Origin of the sequence: Streptomyces mashuensis (assembly GCF_014654785.1) — a bacterium.
In the GTDB taxonomy this organism is placed as follows: Bacteria; Actinomycetota; Actinomycetes; order Streptomycetales; family Streptomycetaceae; genus Streptomyces; species Streptomyces mashuensis.
In genome coordinates this window covers 173,852-199,800 of sequence record NZ_BNBD01000007.1, presented here as the reverse complement: position 1 = coordinate 199,800, position 25,949 = coordinate 173,852, and the positions used below count along the sequence as shown (strand labels likewise).

Genomic DNA, 25,949 nt, shown 5'->3' with positions numbered 1-25,949 from the left:
CCTGATCCGCATCCGCCATTGGAACCTCACCCATGCTTCTCGTCACAAACGCCTGCGCCGGCGGTGCCCGCGCCTTGCCGTTACCGGCCCGGGGAGTCCCCGAGGCCGAGTTCGTTCTCGATGAAGGCGAAGACCTCGTCGGGCGTCGCCTCGTGCAGCTTCTCCGTCACCACCGCGCCCTCGGGCGCGGCCTGCGGCTCCGGTTCCCACTTCGCGAGCAGCGCCCGCAGGCGTGCCGCGATGCCGGTCCGGGTCTCCTCGTCGGGTTCCGACACCGACAGCACCGACTCCAGCCGGTCCAGCTCGGCCAGGCCGGGTGCCGTGTCCGCCGCCCCGCCGTCCTGCGCCAGCTGGGCGCGCAGGAACTCGGCGAGGGCGGCCGGTGTCGGGTGGTCGAAGACCAGCGTCGCCGGCAGCCGCAGCCCGGTGGCCGCGTTGAGCCGGTTCCGCAGTTCCAGGGCGATCAGCGAGTCGAAACCGAGCTCCTTGAACGCCCGTGCGGCCCCCACCTCGGCGGTCGAGGCGTGCCCGAGGGCACCGGCCGCGTGCGACCGGACCAGCTCGGTCATCACCAGCGACTGCTCCGCCCGGGACATGCCGGCCAGCCGCTGCCGCAGCGCGCCGGCCGACGTGCCGGTCTCGCCGGTGCCTTCCCCGGACCCGGGACGGGCCAGGGACCGCACCTCCGGCAGGTCGCCGATGAACGCGCTGGGCCGCACGGAGGTGAAGCCCGGCGCGAAGCGCTCCCAGCGGATGTCGGCGACGGCCACGACGGTCTCGTCGTGGTCGAGGGCCTGCTGGAGCGCGCCGATCGCGAGCCGCGGGTCCATGGCGGGGAAACCGCCCCGGTCCAGCCGGTCCCCGACGGCGCCCCCGGCGGCCAGCCCCGACTCGCCCCAGCGGCCCCACGCGACGCTGGTCGCGGGCAGCCCGTGGGCGCGGCGGTACGCGGCGAGCGCGTCCAGGTAGGCGTTGGCGGCCGCGTAGTTGGCCTGTCCCGCGTCGCCGAGCGTGCCGGCGACTCCGGAGAACAGGACGAACGCGGACAGGCCGAGGTCGCGGGTCAGCTCGTGCAGCGCGTACGCGGCGTCCGCCTTGGGCGCGAGCACCGTGGCGAAGCGCTCCGGTGTCAGGGCGTCCAGCACACCGTCGTCCAGCACACCGGCGGTGTGCACGACGGCGGTCAGCGGGAGTTCGGCGGGGATCGCGTCGATGACGGCGGCGAGGGAGTCCCGGTCGGCCACGTCGCAGGCGGCCAGCGTGACCTTCGCCCCGAGGCCGGTCAGCTCGTCGCGGAGTTCGGCAGCACCGGGGGCGTCCTCGCCGCGGCGGCTGAGCAGCAGCAAGTGCCGGGCACCGTTGCCGGCGAGCCAGCGCGCCACATGGGCGCCCAGGGCACCCGTACCGCCGGTGACCAGGACGGTGCCCTCACCGGGCTCCCAGGTGCGGGGGGCGGGCGTCTGCGCGAGCGGCGCGTGCGCCAGCCGCCGCCCGTACAGGCCGGACGGCCGTACGGCCACCTGGTCCTCGCCGTCGGTGCCGGCGAGCACGGCGACCAGCCGGGCCGTGGCCCGCTCGTCGGGCGTGCCGGGCAGGTCGACGACGCCGCCCCACCGCTCGGGGTGCTCCAGCGCCGCGGTCGGGCCGAAGCCCCACAGCAGGGCCTGTGCCGGGTCGGTGACCTGGTCGCCGCCCGCGACGGCCACGGCGCCCCGGGTCACGCACCACAGGGGCGCGTCGACCGCGGCGTCACCGAGGGCCTGCACGAGAGCGAGCGAACCGTCGAGCGCCCGGGTGCGGCCGGCGAAGGACAGCAGCGACAGCACACCGGCGCAGCCGGTGCCGGCCTCGCGGAGGCGGTCGGCCAGCACCTTGCGGTCCAGGTCGGCCGTGTCGGAGCCGACGGGGAACTCCCGGACGGTGGCGCCGCGCTCGGCCAGGACGGCGGCGATCGCCGTGCCCCACGAGCTGCCGGCGGCCTCCTGCGGCACGACCAGCACCCAGGTGCCGGACAACCGGGCCGTACGGTCCTCGGCCAGCGGCTGCCACGTGATGCGGTAGCGCCAGGCGTCGACGGCCGACTTCTCGCGGCTGCTGCGGCGCCAGGAGGACAGCGCCGGAAGGGCGTCGCTCCAGGGCCGGTCGGCCTCGATGTCCAGCTGCGCGGCGAGGGCTTCGAGGTCCTCACGCTCCACGGCCTCCCAGAACAGAGCGTCGGTTTCGTCCTGGGCCGGCACCGGGCCACCGGCCGCGGCGGCGGCGGCCGGCTCGGGCCAGTACCGCTGGTGCTGGAAGGCGTACGTCGGCAGGTCCACGCGACGGGCGGAGGTACCGGCGAACACGGCGTCCCAGTCGACGCCGGCGCCGTACGCGAACGCCTCGCCGAGGGAGGTGTGGAACCGCTCCAGCCCGCCCTCGTCACGGCGCAGCGTGCCGATGACGGCGGCGTCGGCGCCCGCGTCCTCCAGGGTCTCCTGCACGCCCATCGCCAGCACCGGGTGGGCGCTGGACTCGATGAACACGCCGTAGCCCTGAGCAGCCAGGGTGCGGACGGCGTTCTCCAGCTCGACCGTCTGACGCAGGTTGCGGAACCAGTAGTCGGCGGTGAGTTCACCGCCCTCGACCCACTCCCCCGTCACCGTCGACAGCATCGGGATACGGGCCGACTGGGGCCGGACAGGGGCCAGGGTGTCGAGGAGCTCCTCGCGGAGCGACTCGACCTGCGCCGAGTGGGAGGCGTAGTCGACGGGCACGCGTCGGGCCCGGACGCCGTCCGCCTCGAACGCGGCGATCATCTCGTCGAGCGCGGTGTTCTCACCGCTCACCACGACGGCGGACGGGCCGTTGACGGCGGCGACGGAGATGCGGTCCTCGCCCCAGGCGGCGATGCGTTCGCGGACCCGGTCGACCGGCAGCGCGACGGACACCATGCCGCCGGCCCCGGCCAGCACCCGGCCGATGGCCTGGCTCCGCAGAACCACCACCCGAGCCGCGTCCTCCAACGACAACACCCCCGCCACACAAGCAGCAGCGATCTCACCCTGCGAGTGACCGACCACCGCGGCCGGTTCCACCCCCACAGAGCGCCACAGCCGGGCCAGGGAGACCATCACCGCGAACAGCACCGGCTGGACGACGTCCACCCGGTCCATCGACGGCGCACCCTCAACCCCCCGCAGCACATCCACCAACGACCAGTCGACAAATTCACCGAGCGCTGCGGCGCATTCCTCGACCGCCGCAGCGAACACGGGTGAAGCATCCAACAGCTGGACGGCCATCCCCACCCATTGCGACCCCTGTCCGGGGAACAGGAACACCCCCTGTCCCCCTGTGTCCGACCCCTGAACGAGGTTGGGGGCCCCGGTTTCCCCGGCCAGTGCCTCCAGTCCGCGGACGAAGTCGGCACGGTCCCGGCCGACGACGACGGCCCGCTGCGCGAGGGCGGTACGGGTGGTGGCGAGCGAGAACCCGATGTCGGCGGCGCGCTGCTCGCCGTGGGCGGCGAGGTGCGCCAGCAGCCGTTCGGCCTGGCCGCGCAGCGCGGCCTCGTTCCGGCCCGACAGCACCCACGGCAGCACCGCGTCACCGTCGGCGGGGGCCGGGACGGCTTCGGCGTCCGCGGCGGCCGGCTCGTCCGCCGGGGCCTGCTCCAGAACGGCGTGCGCGTTCGTCCCGCTGAAACCGAACGACGACACGCCGGCCCGGCGCGGCCGCCCGGCCTCGGGCCACTCGCGCGCCTCCGTCAGCAGCTCCACGGCGCCCGCCGACCAGTCGACGTGCGGGGTCGGCTCGGAGATGTGCAGGCTCTGCGGCAGCACGCCGTGCTGCATGGCCAGCACCATCTTGATGACACCGGCAACACCGGCGGCGGCCTGCGCGTGACCGATGTTGGACTTGACGGAACCGAGCAGCAGCGGCCGGTCCTCCGGCCGGTCCTTGCCGTACGTGGCCAGGAGCGCCTGCGCCTCGATGGGGTCGCCGAGGCTCGTGCCCGTGCCGTGCGCCTCCACGACGTCGACGTCGGCGGCCGACAGGCGGGCGTTGGCAAGGGCCTGCCGGATGACGCGCTGCTGCGACGGGCCGTTGGGCGCGGTGAGGCCGTTGCTGGCACCGTCCTGGTTGATGGCGGTGCCACGGACCACGGCGAGCACCGGGTGCCCGTTCCTACGGGCGTCGGACAGCCGCTCGACGAGGAGCATGCCCACGCCCTCGGCGGGGCTGAAGCCGTCGGCGTCCGCGGAGAACGCCTTGCACCGGCCGTCCGTGCTCAGCCCGCGCTGCCGGCTGAACTCGATGAACGTACCGGGCGTCGACATCACCGTGACACCGCCGGCGAGCGCCAGCTCGCACTCGCCGTTGCGCAGCGCCTGCACCGCCAGGTGCAGGGCGACCAGCGACGCCGAGCACGCCGTGTCGACGGTGACCGCCGGGCCCTCCAGGCCGAACGTGTACGAGACGCGGCCGGAGGCGACGCTGCCGGCCGTGCCCGTGGCGAGGTGGCCCTCGAAGCCGTCGCCGCTGCTCTGCATGAGCATCGCGTAGTCGGAGCCGTTGGTGCCGACGAACACACCGGACCGGCTGCCGCGCAGGGCCGCCGGGTCGATGCCGGCCCGCTCGAACGCCTCCCACGACGTCTCCAGCAGCAGACGCTGCTGCGGATCCATGGCCAGCGCCTCACGCGGCGAGATCCCGAAGAAGGCGGCGTCGAACCCGCCGGCCTCGCGCAGGAAGCCCGCCTCGCGCGTGTACGAGGTGCCCTGCGCGTCGGGGTCGGGGTCGTACAGCGCCTCGACGTCCCAGCCGCGGTCCAGCGGGAAGCCTGACAGGGCGTCGCCGCCGGACACCAGCAGCTGCCACAGGTCCTCCGGCGACCGCACGTCACCGGGGAAGCGGCAGCTCATCGCCACGATCGCGACGGGCTCGTCGGTGGCGGCACCGGAGGCCACGACCACCGGCGCGGCCGCCGCCCCCTCGTCGCCGGTCAGCTCGGCCCGCAGGTGGGCCGCCAGGACGGTGGGCGTCGGGTGGTCGAAGATGAGCGTCGGCGGCAGCTTGCGGTGAGTGGCCGCGTTCAGCCGGTTGCGCAGCTCGACGGCGGTGAGCGAGTCGAAACCGAGCTCCTTGAACGCCCGGTTCGGCTCGACGGCCGCCGCATTGGCGTACCCGAGGACCGACGCGACGGCGCCCCGCACCAGGTCCAGCAGCAGACGCTCCTGTTCGGCGCCGGTCAGGCCGGCGAGTTGCCGCAGGAACACCGCGCCACCGGCCGCCTCCTCCGCCTCGCCCCGCATGCCGTCCATGACGGCGCGCGCTTCGGGCAGGTCGTTCAGCAGCGGACGGGGACGGCCGGACGTGAAGGCGAGGACGAACCGCTTCCACTCCATGTCGGCGACGGTGAGGGTCGTCTCGTCACGGTCGAGGGCGTGCTGCAGCGCGGTCACGGCCAGCTCGGGCGCCATCTCGATGACGCCGTGGCGCCGCATGCGGTCACCGACCGCGCCCTCCGCCATGCCGCCGTCGCCCCACGGACCCCAGGCCACCGACGTCGCCGGCAACCCGGCGTCGCGCCGGTACTGGGCGAAGGCGTCGAGGAAGGCGTTGCCCGGGGCGTAGTTGCCCTGGCCGGGCGCGCCGAAAGTGGCGGCGAAGGAGGAGAACAGCACGAACCCGGACAGGTCCAGGTCGCGCGTCAGCTCGTGCAGGTTGAGGGTGGCCCCCACCTTGACGCTCAGGACGCGGTCCAGCTGCTCGCCGGTCAGCGCCTCGACGACACCGTCATCGAGAACCGCGGCGGTGTGCACGACCGCGGAGAGGGGGTGCTCGGCGGGGATCGCGTCGATGACGGCGGCGAGGGAGTCCCGGTCGGCCACGTCGCAGGCGGCCAGCGTGACCTTCGCCCCGAGGCCGGTCAGCTCGTCGCGGAGTTCGGCAGCACCGGGGGCGTCCTCGCCACGACGGCTGAGCAGCAGCAAGTGCCGGGCACCGTTGCCGGCGAGCCACCGCGCCACGTGGGCGCCCAGGGCACCCGTACCGCCGGTGACCAGGACGGTGCCCTCACCGGGCTCCCAGGCACGGGTCGCAGGCGTCTGCGCGAGCGACGACCGCACCAGACGGCGGGCGTAGAGACCCGTGGGGCGCACGGCCACCTGGTCCTCGTCGCCGGTACCGGCCAGCGCCGCGACGAGGCGGGACAGGGCGGGGGCGTCGGGCTGCGCGGGCAGGTCGACGAGACCGCCCCACCGCTCGCCGTGCTCCAGCGCGACGACCCGGCCGAGGCCCCAGACGAGAGCCTGCCAGGGGTCGTCCAGCTGCTCGGAACGGTTGACGGCGACAGCACCGCGCGTGGCGTACCAGAGGGGCGCGTCGATCCCGGCGTCGCCCAGGGCCTGGGCGAGAGCGAGGGAGGGGTGGAGGGGACGCTGATCCGTGAGGAGGGCGAGGAGGGAGAGGACGCCGGAGACGGTGGCGCCGTCGGCTTCGGCTCCGGCTTCCTGGCCGAGGAGGTCGGCGAGGGCGGTGCGGTCCGTGGCCGTTGCGGTGCTGACGGGCAGGGTACGGACGGTGGCACCGCGGTCGGTGAGCGCCTGCACGACGGGCTCGGCCCACGGGCTGCCCGACTCCGGGGTCAGCAGCAGCCACGTACCGGAGAGCCGTGCCGCGCGGTCCTCGGCCAGCGGCTTCCACGTGATGCGGTAGCGCCACGAGTCGACGGTCGACTTCTCACGGCTGCTGCGGCGCCAGGAGGACAGGACGGGCAGGACGTCGCTCCACGGCTGGTCGGCCCGGATCGCCAGCTCGCTGGTCAGGGCCTCCAGGTTCTCGTCCTCGACGGCCTCCCAGAAGCGGGCCTCGATGGAGTCGCGGGCGTAGTACGACTCGACGTCGTCACCGGAACCGGCGGTGGCGGACTCGAGCCAGTAACGCTCGTGCTGGAAGGCGTAGGTGGGCAGGTCGACGCGACGGGGGTGGGTGCCGGCGAAGACAGCGTTCCAGTCGACGTCGGCGCCGTGGGTGAACGCCTCGCCGAGGGAGGTGTAGAACCGCTCCAGCCCGCCTTCGTCACGGCGGAGAGTGCCCAGGACGGCGGCGCTGGCGCCGTGGTCTTCCAGGGTCTCCTGGATGCCCATGGCGAGGACGGGGTGGGCGCTGGACTCGATGAACACGCCATAACCCTGAGCAGCCAGGGTCCGGACGGCATTCTCCAGCTCAACCGTCTGGCGGAGATTGCGGAACCAGTACTCGGCGGTGAGTTCGCCGCCTTCGACCCACTCCCCCGTCACGGTCGACAGCATCGGCACGGAAGCCGGCTGCGGACGGATCGGAGCAAGAACCTCAAGCAGCTCGGTGCGCAGCAGCTCCACCTGAGCGGAGTGGGAGGCGTAATCGACGGGGACACGCCGGGCCCGGATCTCCTCGGCCTCGAAGGCCGCGATCATCTCGTCGAGAGCGGCATTCTCACCACTCACGACGACGGACGAGGGGCCGTTGACGGCAGCGACAGAAATGCGCTCCTCGCCCCACGCGGCGATCCGCTCCCGGACCTGGTCGACCGGCAGAGCGACGGACACCATGCCACCGGGACCGGCAAGGACACGGCCGATGGCCTGGCTGCGCAGCACCACAACCCGCGCCGCGTCCTCCAGGGAGAGCACACCTGCCACGCACGCAGCAGCAATCTCACCCTGAGAGTGACCGATCACCGCAGCGGGCTCAACACCCACCGAACGCCACAGGCGGGCCAGGGACACCATCACTGCAAAGAGCACCGGCTGGACAACGTCCACCCGGTCCAGCCCCGGAGCACCCTCAACACCGCGCAGCACATCGACCAGCGACCAGTCGACGTAAGCGCTCAGTGCCACTGCGCATTCGTCGATCGCCTCAGCGAAAACCGGGGACGAGTCGAGGAGTTCGACGGCCATTCCGGGCCACTGCGAGCCCTGGCCGGGGAACACCAGCACCACACCGCCACCGGTGTTCACCCCCTGCACCACACCAGCGGCAGGCTCACCGGAGACCACGGCTTCGAGACCGCGTACCAGCTCACTGGTGTCGCGGCCCACAACCACAGCCCGGTGGTCCAGCGCCGCCCGGCTCACACCCAGCGACCAGCCCACATCCGCCGGACGCTCACCGGCCACCGCCGCAAGCAGCCGCTCGGCCTGCGCCCGCAACGCCGCATCGGTCCGGCCCGAAAGCACCCACGGCACCACACCCCCATCAACAGGGGCGGAAACCGCCGGCTCCTCCTCGACCGGAGCCTGCTCCACCACCACATGCGCGTTCGTCCCGCTGAAACCGAACGACGAGACGGCGGCCCGGCGGGGTTCGCCCGTCTCCGGCCAGTCGCGCGTGTCCGTGAGCAGTTCCACGGCACCCGCGGCCCAGTCGACGTGCGGTGTCGGCTCGTCCACGTGCAGCGTGCGCGGCAGTACGCCCTGCCGCATCGCCATGACCATCTTGATGATGCCGGCGACACCGGCGGCGGCCTGGGTGTGACCGATGTTGGACTTCACGGACCCCAGCCACAGCGGCCGGTCCGCCGGGCGGTCCTGGCCGTAGGTCGCCAGCAGCGCCTGGGCCTCGATGGGGTCGCCCAGCGTCGTGCCCGTGCCGTGTGCTTCCACGACGTCGACCTGGGCGGCCGAGAGGCGGCCGTTGGCGAGGGCCTGGTGGATGACGTCCTGCTGGGACGGGCCGTTCGGCGCCGTGAGGCCGTTGCTCGCGCCGTCCTGGTTGATCGCCGAACCGCGGACCACCGCCAGCACCGGGTGGCCGTTCTTGCGGGCGTCGGACAGCCGCTCCACGAGCAGCATGCCCACGCCCTCGCCCCAGCCCGTGCCGTCGGCGGCGGCCGCGAAGGGCTTGCAGCGCCCGTCGACGGCCAGGCCGCGCTGGCGGCTGAACTCGGTGAAGGTGGAGGGCGTGGCCATGACGGTCACGCCGCCGGCGAGGGCGAGGGAGCACTCGCCGTTGCGCAGCGCCTGGACGGCGAGGTGGAGGGCGACCAGCGACGACGAGCACGCCGTGTCGATGGTGACGGCGGGGCCCTCCAGGCCGAAGACGTACGACACGCGGCCGGAGGCGATGCTGCCGGAGCTGCCGGTGCCGAGGAAGCCCTCGACGCCCTCGGGCACAGTGTCCAGGCGGGCGGTGTAGTCGTGGTACATCACACCGGTGAACACGGCGGTGCGGCTGCCGCGCACACCGGTCGGGTCGATGCCGGCCCGCTCGAACGCCTCCCAGGACGCCTCCAGCAGCAGACGCTGCTGGGGGTCCATGGCGAGGGCCTCGCGCGGCGAGATCCCGAACATGGCGGGGTCGAAGGCGCCCGCGTCGTACAGGAAGCCGCCCTCGCCGACGTAGCTGGCGCCGGCCCGGTCGGGGTCGGCGTCGTAGAGGGACTCGAGGTCCCAGCCGCGGTCGGTGGGGAAGGGCCCGATGGCGTCGGTGCCGTCGAGCACGAGCCGCCACAGGTCCTCGGGCGAGCGCACGCCGCCGGGGTAGCGGCAGCTCATCGCCACGATCGCTATGGGTTCCTGCTGCCGGTCCTCGACCTCCCGCAGCCGCCGGCGGGTCTGACGCAGATCGGCCGTCGCCCGCTTGAGGTAGTCGCGGAGCTTGTCCTCGTTCTCCATCGCGTCAGGTCCTTTCTCACGACGAGCCGAGCTCGTCGTCGAGCAGTGCGAAAAGCTCGTCATCGTTGGCTGTTTCAAGATCGTTGTCGTCGTCGGCGGCAGCAGTGGCGGACAGGGCGGCCGCGGCCTCCTGCGCCTCCTGCCACTTGGCGACCAGCGCCTGGAGGCGCATCGTCACGCGGGACCGGTTGGCCCGGTCCGTGCCCGCGTCGTCCTCGCCCAGGCGGGCGAGGGTGGCCTCCAGGCGGTCCAGTTCGTCGAAGACCGTCGGGCCCGAGGTGCCCGGCAGGGCGGTGCGGAGGTGCTCCGCGAGGGCCGCCGGGGTCGGGTAGTCGAAGATCAGCGTGGCGGGGAGCCGCAGGCCTGCGGCGGCCCCGAGCCGGTTGCGCAGTTCGACGGCGGTCAGCGAGTCGAAGCCGAGTTCCTTGAACGCGGCGTCCGGCTCGACGGCGGCCGCTCCGTCGTGGCCGAGCACGGTGGCCACCTGCGTACGGACCAGGTCGAGCAGCACCCGGTCGCGCTCCGGGCCAGGCAGGCCCGCCAGGCGCTCGGTGAGCGGCACGGCGCCCGCGTCGCCGCGCGCGGTGTCCGCGGCGCGGCGGCGCGGTGCCCTGACGAGTCCGCGAAGGAACGGCGGCACTCCGTCGGTGGCGGCGCGGGCCGCCGGGCCGTCGAGGTCGAGGTGCGCGGCCACCAGCAGCCCGTCGCCGGGCGTGGCGACGGCCGTGTCGAACAGCGCGAGGCCCTCGGCGGCGGACAGGGCCGCCATGCTGCCGCGGCGCATGCGCTGCCGGTCGGCCGACGCCAGCGTGCCGCCCATGCCGCCCGTACCGCCCAGGCCGTCCTCGTCGTCCCACAGGCCCCAGGCCAGGGAGACGGCGGGCAGGCCCTGCGCGCGGCGGTGCAGGGCGAGCGCGTCGAGGAACGCGTTGGCGGCCGCGTAGTTGCCCTGGCCCGCGTTGCCGAAGACACCGGCGGCGGAGGAGAACAACACGAACGCGGACAGGTCGAGTTCACGCGTCAGCTCGTGCAGGTTCACAGCCGCGTCCACCTTGGGACGCAGCACCCGGGCGAGGCGTTCGCCGGTCAGCGATTCGACCACACCGTCGTCCAGCACGCCCGCGCTGTGGATCACCGCGGTGAGCGGGTGCGCGGCGGGTACGGCGGCCAGCACGGCCTGCAGGGCCTCCCGGTCGGCGGCGTCGCACGCCGCCCAGGTGACCTGAGCGCCGGCCGCGGTGAGCGCCGCCGTCAGTTCGGCCGCGCCTTCTGCGGCGGCGCCGCGCCGGCTGGTCAGCAGCAGGTGACGGGCGCCGCGCTCGGTCACGAGGTGCCGGGCCAGCAGCCCGCCCAGCGTGCCGGTCGCGCCGGTGAGGAGGACGGTGCCGTCCGGGTCGAACCCGGCCGGTCCCGCGTCCGCCGCCACGTCCGCCTCCGCCTTCGCGACGCGTGCGAGCCGGGGCACGTACGGCACGCCTGCCCGTACGGCGAACTGCGGCTCGTCGCAGTCCTGGTCCGCCAGGGCGGCGGCCAGGTCCCGGAGGGAACCGTCCTCGCCGGCCCCTCCGTCCACGCCCGCATCCACATCCACGAGGACGAAGCGCCCCGGGTGTTCCGCCTGTGCCGAACGCACCAGGCCCCACAGCGCGGAGTGCGCCAGGTCCGGCACGCCCTCCTCGGCGTCCACCGCCACGGCACCCCGCGTGACCAGGGCGAGCCGGGCACCGGCGAACGCCTCGGCGACGGGGCCCTCGTCGGCCAGCCAGGTCTGGAGGAGCTCCAGCACCCGGCCGGTCGCGGCGTGTGCGGCCGCGGCGCCGCCCGCCGACCCGAGGTCGGACAGGCAGGGCACGAACACGGTGTCCGGTGCCGGCTCACCGGCGGCCACGGCCGCGGCGAGGGCCGGCAGCCCGGCGTACGAGCCGACGGCAGCACCCGCCGCCTCCAGGGCCGCAGCGAACTTCGGGTCGTCGTCGCCGACGACGGCCCACCGGGGAGCTGTCGCCGGGCCGCCGGAGGCCACCGCGAGCGGCGCCCAGTCGACGCGGAACAGCGACTGGTGGTGCGCCTGGCCGCTCGCGGCCGCGAGCTGGCCGGGAGCCAGCGGGCGCAGCGCCAGCGACTCCACGGCGAGCACCGGGCGGCCGGCGTCGTCGGCGGCCGACAGGGAGACGGCGTCCGTGCCCGCACCGGCCATCCGGACCCGCAGCGCGGTGGCGCCATGGGCGTGGAGCCGGACCCCGTCCCACGAGAAGGGCAGGCGGGCACCCTGCGTGTCCGCGTCGCCGGCCGTGAAGAAGTCGCCGAGCGACGCGGCGTGCAGGGCGGCGTCCAGCAGCGCCGGGTGCAGCCCGAACGCCTTGGCGTCGGCCTGCTGCTCCTCGGCGAGGGCGATGTCGGCGAACACCTCGCCGTCGCGCCGCCACGCGGCACGCAGCCCCTGGAAGAGCGGGCCGTAGCCCAGCCCCAGCGCGGCCAGGTCCTCGTACAGGCCGGTGACGTCGACGGGCTCGGCGCCGGCCGGCGGCCACTCGCCCTGCTCGACCGGAGCGGGCGGCGTGCCGGTGCCCAGCATGCCTTGGGCGTGCCGGGTCCACGGCTCGTCGGCGGCGGCGTCCTGGGCGCGCGAGTACAGCTCCAGGGCCTGCCGCCCCAGCGCGTCGGGCTCGGCGACGGTCAGCCTCAGCTGGACGGCCCCGCGCTCCGGAAGCACCAGCGGCGCTTCGAGCGTGAGCTCCTCCAGCACGTCGCAACCGGCCTGGTCGCCGGCGCGGACCGCCATCTCCACCAGCGCCGCCCCGGGGACGAGCACGGTGCCGGACACCGTGTGCTCGGCCAGCCACGGGTGGCTGTCGAGCGACAGCCGCCCGGTGAGCAGGAAGCCCCGGGAACCGGGCAGCTCCACGGCCGCACCGAGCAGCGGGTGCCGCGCCTCGTCGAGCCCGGCCGACGCCATGTCGCCGACGGTCCCGGCGGGCGCCTCCAGCCAGTAACGGCGGTGCTGGAAGGCGTACGTGGGCAGGTCGGCGCGGCGTGCGCCCGTACCGGCGAAGTACGCGGACCAGTCGACGCGCAGGCCGCGGACGTGGGCCTGGGCGAGCGCCGTGGTGAGCGTCTCGGCCTCCGAACGATCGCGGCGGAGAACGGGGACGAATGCGGCACCGTCGACGGTCTCCTGGGCGAGAGCGGACAGCACACCGTCCGGCCCCAGCTCGACGAAGGTCGTGACACCCTCGGCGGCCAGAGCCTGCACACCGTCGTGGAAACGGACGGCCTCACGCACGTGCCGCACCCAGAACTCAGGCGACGTCACCTCCTCCGACACCAGCGCACCGGTGAGGTTGGAGACGAGCGGGATGCGCGGCGCCCGGTACGACAGCCCGGACGCGACCTTGCCGAATTCCTCCAGCATCCCGTCCATCAGCACGGAGTGGAAGGCGTGGCTGACGTTGAGACGACGGGTCTTGCGGCCCTGCGCCTCGAACGTGGCGGCGACCTCCAGGACCGCGGCTTCGTCGCCGGACAGAACCAGCGACGCCGGGCCGTTGACGGCAGCGATGCTGACGCCGTCGACGAGCTCGGTCTCGCTCCGGATCTCGTCCTCGGTGGCCTGGACGGCCACCATCGCGCCGCCCTCCGGCAGCTCCTGCATCAGACGGCCACGAGCGGCAACGAGCGCGCACGCATCGGCCAGCGAGAACACACCCGCCACATGCGCAGCAGCAATCTCACCGATCGAATGACCGGACAGCGCATCGGGCGTGAGACCCCACGCCTCGACCATCCGGAACAGCGCAACTTCCAAAGCAAACAACGCCGGCTGGGCGAACTCCGTCCGGTCGAGAACACCCGCGTCCTCACCGAACAACACGTCCTTCAGCGGCAGCCGAAGCCGTCCATCCAGCTCCGCACACACCGCATCGAACACCTCGGCGAAGACGGGATACGACGCGTACAGCTCACGTCCCATCCCCAGCCGCTGGCTCCCCTGCCCCGTGAACAGGAACGCCACCTTGCCCTCGGTGACCGAGCCGCGCACCGCACCCGTGGGGCTGTCGCCCGCGGCCAGGGCGGCCAGAGCCGCGAGCGCGTCCTCGCGGTCGGTGGCGATCACTGCGGCCCGGTGGTCCAGGGCCGCGCGGGTGGTCGCGGAGGAGTAGCCGAGGTCGACGAGGCCGGCGCGGCCGGTCTCCGCCGTCAGCACGTGGTCGTGCAGGCGGCCGGCCTGGGCGCGGAGCGCGTCGGCGGTCTTCGCCGACAACAGCAGCGGGACGACGGCGGTCGAGCGCGGCTCGCCCGGGTCGGCGGGCTGCTGCTCGGGCTCGGCAGCGGCCGGTGCCTCCTCGACGATGACGTGGGCGTTGGTGCCGCTGAAGCCGAACGACGAGACGGCTGCCCGGCGGGGGCGGCCGGTTCCGGGCCACTCCACCGGCTCGCCGAGCAGTTCGACCGCTCCGGCCGACCAGTCGACGTGCGGCGTCGGCTCGTCGACGTGCAGCGTGCGCGGCAGCACACCGTGCCGCATCGCCATCACCATCTTGATGATGCCGGCCGCACCGGCCGCCGCCTGCGTGTGGCCGATGTTGGACTTGACGGACCCCAGCCACAGCGGCCGGTCGTCGTTCCGTCCCTGGCCGTACGTGGCGAGGAGGGCCTGGGCCTCGATGGGGTCGCCGAGGCTGGTGCCCGTGCCGTGGGCCTCGACCGCGTCCACGTCGGCGGCCGTGATGCCGGCGTTGGCGAGGGCCTGGCGGATGACGCGCTGCTGCGAGGGACCGTTGGGGGCGGTGAGGCCGTTGCTCGCACCGTCCTGGTTGATGGCCGAACCGCGGACGACCGCCAGCACCGGGTGGCCGTTCTTCCGCGCGTCGGAGAGCCGCTCCACCACGAGGACACCGGCGCCCTCGGACCAGCCCGTGCCGTCGGCCGCCGCGGAGAACGCCTTGCAGCGGCCGTCCGCGGCGAGTCCGCGCTGGCGGCTGAACTCGACGAAGGGGGCGGGCGTCGCCATGACGGTCACACCGCCGGCAAGGGCGAGCTCGCACTCGCCGTTGCGCAGCGCCTGCACCGCGAGGTGCAGGGCGACCAGCGACGACGAGCACGCCGTGTCGACGGTGACGGCCGGGCCCTCCAGGCCGAACGTGTAGGAGAGACGGCCGGAGATGACGCTCGCCGCGTTGCCGGTGCCGAGGAAGCCCTCGACGCCTTCGGGCAGTGCGGGGAGCCGCGACGCGTAGTCGTGGTACATGACGCCGACGAAGACGCCGGTGCGGCTGCCGCGCAGCGCGGTCGGGTCGATACCGGCGCGCTCGAACGCCTCCCACGACGTCTCCAGCAGCAGACGCTGCTGCGGGTCCATGGCCAGGGCCTCACGCGGCGAGATGCCGAAGAACGCCGGGTCGAACAGGGCCGCGTCCTCGACGAAGCCGCCTTCGCGGGCGTACGAGGTGCCCTGCTGGTCGGGGTCGGCGTCGTACAGCGCGTCGAGGTCCCAGCCGCGGTCGCCGGGGAAGGCGCCGATGGCGTCCCGTCCCTCGGTGACCAGTCGCCAGAGGTCCTCGGGGCTGCGGACGCCGCCGGGGTAGCGGCAGCCGAGGCCGACGATCGCGATCGGCTCGTCGTCGGCTGCGCCGGCGGCCCGTACGGGCGTGGCCGCCGTCGCGGCGGCCTCGCCGGCCAGCTCGGTCCGCAGGTGGGCGGCGAGCGCGGCGGGCGTGGGGTAGTCGAAGACGAGCGTGGCGGGCAGCCGGAGGCCGGCCGCGGCGCCGAGGCGGTTGCGGAGCTCGACGGCGGTGAGCGAGTCGAAGCCCAGCTCGCGGAACGAGCGTTCGGGCCCGACCTCGTCGGCCGCCGCGTACCCGAGGACGGCCGCGGCCTGCGTCCGTACCAGGGTGAGCAGCAGTGCGTCCTGCTCGGCGGGCGTCATGGCGGTCAGCCGCCGCGCCAGCGAACCGCCGTCGCCCCGCTCGCCGTCGTGGGCCGCGGCCCTGCGGGCCGGCGTCCTGACCAGGGCGCGCAGCAGCGGGGGTACGGGCCCGTCGCCGGCCTGCTCGCGCAGGGCGGCGACGTCCAGCCGGATCGGGACGAGGAGCGCCTGCGGGGAGGCGGCGTACGTCCGGTCGAAGAGGGCGAGTCCCTCGTCGGTGGTGAGGCCGGTGACGCCGCCGCGGCTCATGCGGTTGCGGTCCACGTCGTCCAGTTCGCCGGCCATGCCGGCCTCGTCGTCCCACAGGCCCCAGGCCAGGGAGACGGCGGGCAGGCCCTGGGCGCGGCGGTGCGCGGCGAGGGCGTCGAGGAACGCGTTCGCGGCCGCGTAGTTGCCCTGGCCGGCGTTGCCGAAGACACCGGCGGCGGAGGAGAACAGCACGAACGCGGACAGGTCCAGCTTCTGCGTCAGCTCGTGCAGGTTGAGGGCCGCGTCGGTCTTCGGGCGCAGCACACGGTCGAGGCGTTCGCCGGTCAGCGACTCCACGATGCCGTCGTCGAGCACACCGGCGGTGTGGACGACCGCGGTGAGCGGGCGGTCGGCGGGCACGGTACCGAGGGCCGCGGCGAGCGCGTCCCGGTCGGTCACGTCGCAGGCGACGAGCGAGGCTTCGGCGCCCAGGCCGGCCAGCTCGGCGACGAGCCGGTCGGCGCCCTCGGCGGCGGGGCCGCTGCGGCTGAGGAGCAGCAGGTGGCGTACGCCGTGGCGCTCGGCCAGGTGCCGGGCCAGGGTCCGGCCCAGCGTGCCGGTGGCGCCGGTGACGAGGACGGTGCCCTGCGGGTCGAGGACGGCGGGGCCGTCACCGCCGGCCGCACGGACCAGGCGGGGCACGCGCACGGTGCCGTCGCGCAGGTCCAGCTGCGGCTCGCCGGTGGCCAGGGCGGCGGGCAGCGTACGCAGCGCCGTCGCCCGGTCGTCGGTGTCGTTCCCGCCCAGGTCGGCGAGGACGAAACGGCCGGGGTGCTCGGACTGCGCGGAGCGGACGAGGCCCCACACGGCTGCGTGGGTCAGGTCCTCGACCCGGTCGTCGCCGGAGGCGGCGACGGCGCCGTGGGTGAGGAACACGAGACGGGAGCCGGCGAGCCGTTCGTCGGCCAGGGCCTCCTGCACCAGCCGCAGCGCGTCGGCGGCGGCGGATCGTACGGCGTCGGCGCTGAGGGGACCGGTACCGGCCGGCGGGACGAGGACGGCGTCGGGAACCGGCACACCGGCGGCGAGGGCGTCCGTCAGCGCGGCCAGGTCGGCGTACGGCGTCGCCTCGAAGCCGGCGGCGGCCGGCAGGGGGTCGCCGAGAACGGCCCACCGGGCGGCTTCCGGCGACGGGAGAGAGACGAGGGGCGTCCAGTCGACGTGGAACAGCGCATCGTGACCGGCGCCGGGGTCGGCGGCCTGCACCTGCTCGGCCGACACGGCACGGAACGCCAGGGAGTCGACCGACAGCACCGGCTGGCCGGCAGCATCGACGGCCTGGAGGGCGACGGACTCACCGCCCGTGGCGGACAGCCGCACGCGCAGCGACGAAGCACCCACCGCATGCACGGCCACGCCGGACCACGAGAACGGCAGCCGCGCGGTGCGCTCCCCGGCGAGCAGGTCGCCGGCGGCGACGGCGTGCAGGACGGCGTCCAGCAGCGCGGGGTGGACACCGAATCCGGCACCCGACTGCCCGTCGCCGCCCAGCGCGACCTCGGCGAACACCTCGCCGTCCCGGCCACGCCAGACGCTTCGCAGCCCACGGAACACCGGCCCGTAGGCGAGACCGGCGGCCGCCAGGTCCTCGTACACGGTCTCCACGGCAACGGCCTGGGCACCGGCCGGGGGCCACACGCTCACGTCGAGGCCGGACGCCTCGCCGTGCGACGGCACGAGCGTGCCCGACGCGTGCCGGACCCACACCGCCTCGTCGCCGGCCACGGACCCGTACACCGCCAGCGAGCGGCGCCCGTCAGCGGACGGAGCACCCACCCACAGCTGCACGTGCACGCCGCCGGTGGCGGGCAGCACCAGGGGCGCTTCGAGGGTCAGTTCCTCGACGGCCTCGCAGCCCACACCGGCACCGGCGCGCAGCGCCAGCTCCACCAGCGCGGCACCGGGCACCACCAGGGAGCCCATTACCACGTGGTCGGCCAGCCACGGATGCGCGTCCAGGCCCAGACGGCCGGTGAAGAGCACCCCCTCGCCCTCGGCAAGGGCAACCGGCTCCCCCAGGTCGAGGGTGTGGCGCGGCTGCGGCCAGTAGGCGCGGCGCTGGAAGGCGTACGTCGGCAGGTCGACGCGCCGTGCGCCACTGCCGGCGAAGAACCCGGCCCAGTCGACGGTCAGGCCGAGGGCATGGGCCTGCGCCAGGGCCGTGACGGCGGCCTCGGCCTCGGGGCGGTCCTTGCGGAGGACCGGAACGAAGGCGACACCCTCGGCGTCGGCGAACTGCTGCGCCATGCCGGACAGCACACCGTCGGGGCCGAGCTCGACGAAGGCGGTCACGCCCTCGGCGAGCAGGGCCTGCACACCGTCGTGGAAACGGACGGCCTCACGGACGTGACGGACCCAGAACTCGGGCGAGGACATCTCGTCGCCCGGGACGACTCCGCCGGTCAGGTTGGAGACGACGGGGATGCGCGGTGCGTTGTAGGTGACGCCGGCCGCCACCTCGCGGAAGGCATCGAGCATGCCGTCCATCAGCGGCGAGTGGAACGCGTGGCTGACGGTCAGGCGACGCGTCTTACGACCGTCGGCCTCGAAGCGGGCGGCGATCTCGAGAACGTCTGCCTCGTCACCCGACATCACCACGGACGAGGGGCCATTGATGGCGGCAATGCCCACCCGGTCGGTCAGGTACGGGGTGACTTCGTCCTCGGTGGCCTGCACGGCCACCATCGCGCCGCCCTCGGGCAGCTGTTGCATCAGGCGACCACGAGCCGCGACCAGCGCGCAGGCGTCGGCCAGCGAGAACACTCCGGCCACATGCGCAGCAGCGATCTCACCGATCGAATGACCGGACAGCGCATCGGGCGTGAGACCCCACGCCTCCACCAGCCGGAACAGCGCCACCTCGACCGCGAACAACGCCGGCTGGGCGAACTCGGTCCGGTCGAGAACACCCGCGTCCTCACCGAACAGCACATCCTTCAGCGGAAGCCGCAGGTGACCATCCAGCGCGGCACATACGGTGTCCAACGCTTCGGCGAAGACGGGGTACGCGTCGTACAGCTCACGCCCCATCCCCAGCCGCTGGCTGCCCTGCCCCGTGAACAGGAACGCCAGGCGCCGGCCCGAGGTGGCCGTCCCGCGGACGACGCCCGTCGCGGCGCGGTCCTCGGCGAGTGCGCCGAGGCCGGCCAGGAGGCCGTCCCGCCCGGAGGCGACGACCACGGCGCGGTGGTCGAACGACGTCCGGCCGGTGGCCAGCGAGTAGCCCAGGTCACCGAGGGCCAAGTCGGCACCGGTGCTCTCCACGTGGGCGAGCAGGCGCTCCGCCTGCGCGCGCAGTGCGGGCTCGGTGCGGCCGGAGACGAGGAGGGGTACGACGGGCAGCGCACCGGCTGCCCGGTCGTCGGCGCCCTCGGCGGGCACCGGCAGCGGCGACGGCTCTTCGAGGATGGTGTGGGCGTTGGTGCCGCTGATGCCGAACGACGACACCGCGGCCCGGCGCGGGCGGTCGCCGGTCTCCGGCCATTCCCGCGTCTCGGTCAGCAGTTCCACGGCCCCCGCCGACCAGTCGACGTGCGGGGAGGGCTCGTCGACGTGCAGGGTGCGCGGCAGCGCGCCGTGGCGCATGGCCATGACCATCTTGATGACGCCCGCCACGCCGGCCGCGGCCTGCGTGTGGCCGAAGTTGGACTTCACCGAACCGAGCCACAGCGGCCGGTCCTCGGCCCGGCCCTGGCCGTAGGTGGCCAGCAACGCCTGCGCCTCGATCGGGTCACCCAGCGTCGTACCCGTACCGTGCGCCTCGACCGCGTCGACATCGGAGGTCGACAGGCCGGCCGACGCCAGCGCCGCCCGGATGACGCGCTGCTGCGACGGACCATTCGGAGCCGTCAGGCCGTTGCTCGCACCGTCCTGGTTGATCGCCGAGCCACGCAGTACTGCCAGCACCGGGTGGCCGTTCTTCCGCGCGTCGGACAGCCGCTCGACGAGCAGCATGCCGGCGCCCTCGGACCAGCCGGTGCCGTCCGCGCCGGCGGCGAACGCCTTGCAGCGGCCGTCCGCGGACAGCCCGCGCTGGCGGCTGAAGCCGACGAAGGTGGCGGGGGTGGCCATGACGGTGACGCCGCCGGCGAGGGCCAGGTCGCACTCGCCGTTGCGCAGGGCCTGCGCGGCCAGGTGCAGGGCGACCAGCGACGACGAGCACGCCGTGTCGACGGTGACGGCGGGGCCTTCCAGGCCGAAGACGTACGACACGCGGCCGGAGGCGATGCTGCCCGTGCTGCCCGAGCCGAGCGAGCCCTCGGCGGCCTCGGGCACGTTCTCCAGCAGGGCAGCGTAGTCGTGGTACATGACGCCGGCGAAGACGCCGGTGCGGCTGCCGCGCAGGGTGGTCGGGTCGATGCCGGCCCGCTCGAACGCCTCCCACGACGTCTCCAGCAGCAGGCGCTGCTGCGGGTCGGTGCCCAAAGCCTCGCGGGGGCTGATGCCGAAGAAGGTGGGGTCGAACTCGGCGGCGTCGTGCAGGAAGCCGCCCTCGCGGGTGTAGCTGGTGCCGGGGTGGTCGGGGTCGGGGTCGTAGAGCCCGGCGAGGTCCCAGCCGCGGTCGGTGGGGAACGTGGTGATGGTGTCGCGGCCGTTGACGGCGACGTCCCACAGGTCCTCGGGGGTCCGTACGCCGCCGGGGAAGCGGCAGCTCATGCCCACGATGACGATGGGGTCGTCGTCCGTGGCCGCCGCCGTGACGGCCGGCGCGGCGTCCGCGGTGCCTTGGCCTGCACCGAAGACCTCCTCGTCCAGGTGGCGGGCGAGGAGCAGCGGCGTGGGGTAGTCGAAGACGAGGGTGGCGGGCAGCCGGAGGCCGGTGGCGGCGCCGAGGCGGTTGCGCAGGTCGACGGCGGTGAGCGAGTCGAAGCCGAGTTCCTTGAAGGCGGCGTCGGGTTCGACGGCGGCCGTTCCGTCGTGGCCGAGGACGGCCGCGACGTGGGTGCGGACGAGTTCGAGCACGCCGCGTGCGCGTTCGCCGGCGGTGAGGCCGGCGAGGCTGCGGGCGAAGGCGGAGCCCTCGTCGGTGGCTGCCACGGCCTGGGAGGCGCGGCGTGCGGGGACGCGGACGAGGCCGCGCAGCAGCGGCGGCACGGGGGCGGTGGCCGCGTTGGCCCGCAGAGCGGCGAGGTCGAGCCGGGCCGGGACGAACAGGGCGTCCGGGGAGGCGACGGCGGTGTCGAGGAGCCGCAGTCCCTCGTCGGTGGTGAGGCCGTGCACGCCGGCGCGGTTCATGCGGCCGACGTCGGCGGCGTCGAGGCCGCCGGCCATGCCGCCGTCGGTCTCCCACAGGCCCCACGCGAGCGAGACGGCGGGCAGCCCGAGGGCGTGGCGGTGCGCGGCGAGCGCGTCGAGGAAGGTGTTGGCGGCGGCGTAGTTGCCCTGGCCGGGCGCGCCGAAGACGCCGGCGGCGGAGGAGAACAGCACGAACGCCGACAGGTCGAGGTCGCGCGTCAGCTCGTGCAGGTTGACGGCCGCGTCGGCCTTGGGACGCAGGACGTGCCGGAGCCGGTCGGGGGTGAGGGCGTCGACGACGCCGTCGTCGAGCACGCCGGCGGTGTGGACGACCGCGGTCAGGGGGTGCTCGGCGGGGATCGCGGCGAGCAGGCCGGCGAGGGCCTCCCGGTCGGCGACGTCGCAGGCGGCCCAGGTGACCTGGGCACCGAGCGCGGCGAGGTCGCCGGACAGCTCCTCGGCGCCCGGGGCGGCGGCGCCGCGGCGGCTGACGAGCAGCAGGTGGCGCACGCCGTGCTCGGCGACGAGGTGCCGGGCCACGAGGCGGCCCAGGGTGCCGGTCGCGCCGGTGATCAGTACGGTGCCGTCGGCCCCGTACGGGCTGTCGGCACCCTCGGTCCCGGCGCCGGCGGAGACCGCGGTGACGCGGGCACGGGCGAGCCGCGGGGCCCGCAGCTTGCCGGCGCGTACGGCGATCTCGGGTTCGCCCGAGGCGAGGACGGCGGGCAGGAGGGCATCACGCTCGTCGGCGTCGGCATCGACGAGGAGGAAACGGTCGGGGTGCTCGGACTGTGCGGAGCGGACGAGGCCCCATACGGCGGCGTGGGCCAGGTCGTCGACCCGGTCGTCGGCGGAGGCGGCCACGGCGCCACGGGTGAGGAACACCAGGCGGCTGCCGTCGAGCCGCTCGTCGCCCAGCCACGCCTGGAGCAGCGCGAGCGTCTGCTCGGTGGCTTCGGCGACCGTGCCGGCGCCGATGGGGGTGGCCGCGGGACTCAGCGGTACGAGGACCGCCTCGGGAACCGCCACCGCTCCCTCTTCGAGAGCCGCGGAGAGCGCGGCGAGGTCCGGGAAGCGAAGGGTTCCCGGAGCGGGCGCGGGCACCGACTCGTCGGTGCCGAGGACGGCCCAACGACCGGCAGGGATGACGGCGGGGGCCGGAACGGGCGCCCAGTCGAGCTGGAACAGCGCGTCGTGGCCGGCGCCGGGGTCGGCGGCCTGCACCTGCTCGGCCGACACGGCACGGAAGGCAAGCGAGTCGACGGACAGCACCGGCTGACCGGCAGCATCGACGGCCTCCAGGGCGACGGACTCGCCGCCCGTGGCGGACAGCCGTACACGCAGCGACGAAGCACCCACCGCGTGCACGGCCACACCGGACCACGAGAACGGCAGCCGCGCGGCGGCCTCCCCGGTGAGCACATCACCCGCCGCGACCGCGTGCAGGACGGCGTCCAGCAGCGCCGGGTGCACACCGAAACCGGCACCCGACTGCCCGTCACCACCCAGCGCCACCTCGGCGAACACCTCGCCGTCCCGGCCACGCCACACACCACGCAGCCCACGGAACACGGGGCCGTATACGAGGCCGGCAGCCGCCAGGTCCTCGTACACGCCCTCCACCGGAACGCTCACAGCGCCCGTCGGGGGCCACACGCTCACGTCGAGGGCGGAGCCCTCGCCGCACGACGGCACCAGTACGCCCGTCGCGTGGCGGACCCACACGTCCTCGTCGTCGGCCACGGACCCGTACACGGTCAGCGAGCGCCGGCCGTCCTCCGACGGGCCGCCCACCCACAGCTGGACCCGCAGGCCACCTTCGGCGGGCAGCACCATGGGGGCTTCGAGGGTCAGTTCCTCGATGCCCTCGCAGCCCGCACCGGCACCGGCCCGCAGCGCCAGCTCCACCAGCACCGCACCCGGCACCACCACGGAGCCCATGACGACGTGGTCGGCCAGCCACGGATGCGAGTCCAGGCCGAGACGGCCGGTGCACAGCAGACCGTCGGTGTCGGCGAGCGTCACGGCGGCGCCGAGCAGCGGGTGGTCGGCGGCGGAGAGACCGGCGGACGTCACGTCGCCGAGGGACCAGCCGGAGTCGAGCCAGTACCGCTCGCGCTGGAAGGCGTACGTGGGCAGGCCGGCCCGCCGGGCGCCGGTGCCGGCGTAGAGCGCCTCCCAGTCGAGGCCCAGGCCGCGCACGTGCACGTCGGCCAGGAAGCGGGCGACGGTCTCGTTCTCGGGGCGGTCCTTGCGCAGGACGGGCACGAACGCGGCGTCGGACGCGGTCTCCTGGGCCATGGCCGACAGCACGCCGTCGGGGCCGAGCTCGACGAAGGCGGTCACGCCCTCGGCCAGCAGGGCCTGCACACCGTCGTGGAAACGGACGGCCTCACGGACGTGCCGCACCCAGAACTCGGGCGAGGACATCTCGCCGCCCGGGACGAGCGCACCGGTCAGGTTGGAGACGACGGGGATGCGGGGGGCGTTGTAGGTGATGCCGGCCGCCACCTCGCGGAAGGCATCGAGCATGCCGTCCATGAGCGGCGAGTGGAACGCGTGGCTGACGCTCAGCCGACGTGTCTTACGACCGTCGGCCTCGAAACGTGCAGCAATCTCCAGGACGACAGTCTCGTCACCGGAAATCACCACGGACGAGGGGCCGTTGATGGCGGCAATACCGACGCGGTCGGTCAGGTAGGGAGCGACTTCCTCCTCGGTGGCCTGCACGGCCACCATCGCGCCGCCCTCCGGCAGCTCCTGCATCAGCCGGCCACGGGCGGCAACGAGCGCGCACGCATCGGCCAGCGAGAACACACCCGCCACATGGGCAGCAGCAATCTCGCCCACGGAGTGCCCGGACAGCGCATCGGGCTTGAGACCCCACGCCTCGACCAGCCGGAACAGCGCCACCCCGACCGCGAACAACGCCGGCTGAGCGAACTCCGTCCGGTCGAGAACACCCGCGTCCTCGCCGAACAGCACGTCCTTCAGCGGCAACCGAAGCCGGCCGTCCAGCTCGGCGCACACCGCATCGAACGCCTCGGCAAACACCGGATACGTCGCGTACAGCTCACGCCCCATCCCCAGCCGCTGGCTGCCCTGCCCCGTGAACAGGAACGCCAGCTTGCCGTTCCGTACGCGGCCCGTGACGACCTGGGCCGCCGGGCGGTCCTCGGCGAGGGCGCGCAGCCCGTCGAGCAGCTGCTCCCGGAGCTGCTGCTCGCCGCCCATGCCGTCGCCGGTGCCGCCGCCCGTGCCGACGATCACGGCGCGGTGGTCGAAGAGGGCACGGGTGGTGGTCAGCGCGTAGCCGATGTCGGCCGTGGTGGCGTCGGGGTGGGCCTCGGCGTGGGACAGGAGGCGTTCGGCCTGGGCGCGGAGGGCCGCGGGGGTCTTGGCGGACAGGGCCCACACCGGGGGTGCCTGCCGCACCGCCTCGCTCTCCTCGGCGGCCTCCTCCTCCGGGGCCTGTTCGAGCACGGTGTGCGCGTTGGTGCCGCTGATGCCGAACGACGACACGGCGGCGCGGCGGGGGCGGCCGGTGTCGGGCCAGTCCCGGGCCTCGGTGAGCAGGCGTACCGCGCCCGCCTCCCAGTCGACGTTGTGGCTGGGTTCGTCGACGTGCAGCGTCTGCGGCAGCACGCCGTGCCGCATCGCCATGACCATCTTGATGATGCCGGCCACGCCGGCCGCGGCCTGGGTGTGGCCGAGGTTGGACTTCACCGAGCCGAGCCACAGCGGCCGGTCGTCCTCGCGGCCCTGGCCGTAGGTGGCGAGCAGCGCCTGCGCCTCGATGGGGTCGCCCAGCGTCGTGCCCGTGCCGTGGGCCTCCACGACGTCGATGTGGGTGGTGGAGAGGCGGGCGGCGGCGAGGGCCTGGCGGATGACGCGCTGCTGGGAGGGGCCGTTGGGCGCGGTGAGGCCGCTGCTGGCGCCGTCCTGGTTGACGGCGGAGCCGCGGACGAGGGCGAGCACGGTGTGGCCGTTGCGGCGCGCGTCGGAGAGGCGTTCCAGCAGGAGCATGCCGGCGCCCTCGCCCCAGCCGGTGCCGTCGGCCGACTGGGCGAAGGACTTGCAGCGGCCGTCGCGGGCGAGGCCGTTGTGGCGGCTGAACTCGGTGAAGGTGCCGGGGGTGGACATGACGGTGACGCCGCCGGCGAGCGCCAGGTCGCATTCGCGCTGGCGCAGGGCCTGTGCGGCCAGGTGCAGGGCGACCAGCGACGACGAGCACGCCGTGTCGACGGTGACGGCCGGGCCTTCGAGGCCGAAGGTGTAGGCGACGCGGCCGGAGGCGATGCTGCCGGAGCTGCCGTTGCCGAGGAAGCCCTCGACCTCCTCCGGCACCGACCGCAGCCGGGCGGCGTAGTCGTGGTACATCAGGCCGGCGAAGACGCCGGTGCGGCTGCCGCGCAGCGCGGTCGGGTCGATGCCGGCGCGCTCGAACGCCTCCCAGGACGTTTCCAGCAGCAGGCGCTGCTGGGGGTCCATGGCGAGGGCCTCGCGGGGGCTGATGCCGAAGAAGCCGGGGTCGAACTCGGCGGCGTCGTGCAGGAAGCCGCCCTCGTGCCGGTACGGGGTGACGGTGCCGTCGGCGTCCGGCTCGGGGTCGTACAGGACGTCGGCGGGCCAGCCGCGGTCGCCGGGGTAGCCGGTGACGGCGTCGTGGCCGCCGGCGACCAGGGCCCACAGCTCCTCGGGGGTGCGGACGCCCCCGGGGTAGCGGCAGCTCATCGCCACGATGGCGATGGGCTCCTGGTCCCTCTCCTCCACCTCGCGCAGTCGCCGGCGCGCCTCGCGCAGATCGGTCGTCGCCCGCTTGAGGTAATCGAGGTACTTCTCCTCGTTCACCATGTACGCCGTCCCCGTGGTGAGAGTGGTGGAGTGAGTGGAGTGCT

Annotated in this window: 2 protein-coding genes; both read right to left on the bottom strand. The window is 74.4% G+C overall.

Translation table 11 applies throughout. The annotated features are described in order from the left end of the window. Positions 1-80 precede the first annotated feature (80 nt). On the bottom strand, positions 81-9,704 hold the full coding sequence (locus IE305_RS18720) for a type I polyketide synthase (RefSeq protein WP_444546165.1): 9,624 nt from the start codon (positions 9,702-9,704) through the stop codon (positions 81-83). Next, positions 9,658-25,905: a type I polyketide synthase gene (locus IE305_RS18715; protein ID WP_190130792.1), complete on the bottom strand. Its 16,248-nt coding sequence runs from the start codon at positions 25,903-25,905 to the stop codon at positions 9,658-9,660. Before IE305_RS18715 ends, IE305_RS18720 begins: the two co-directional genes overlap by 47 nt. Positions 25,906-25,949: the final 44 nt, after the last annotated feature.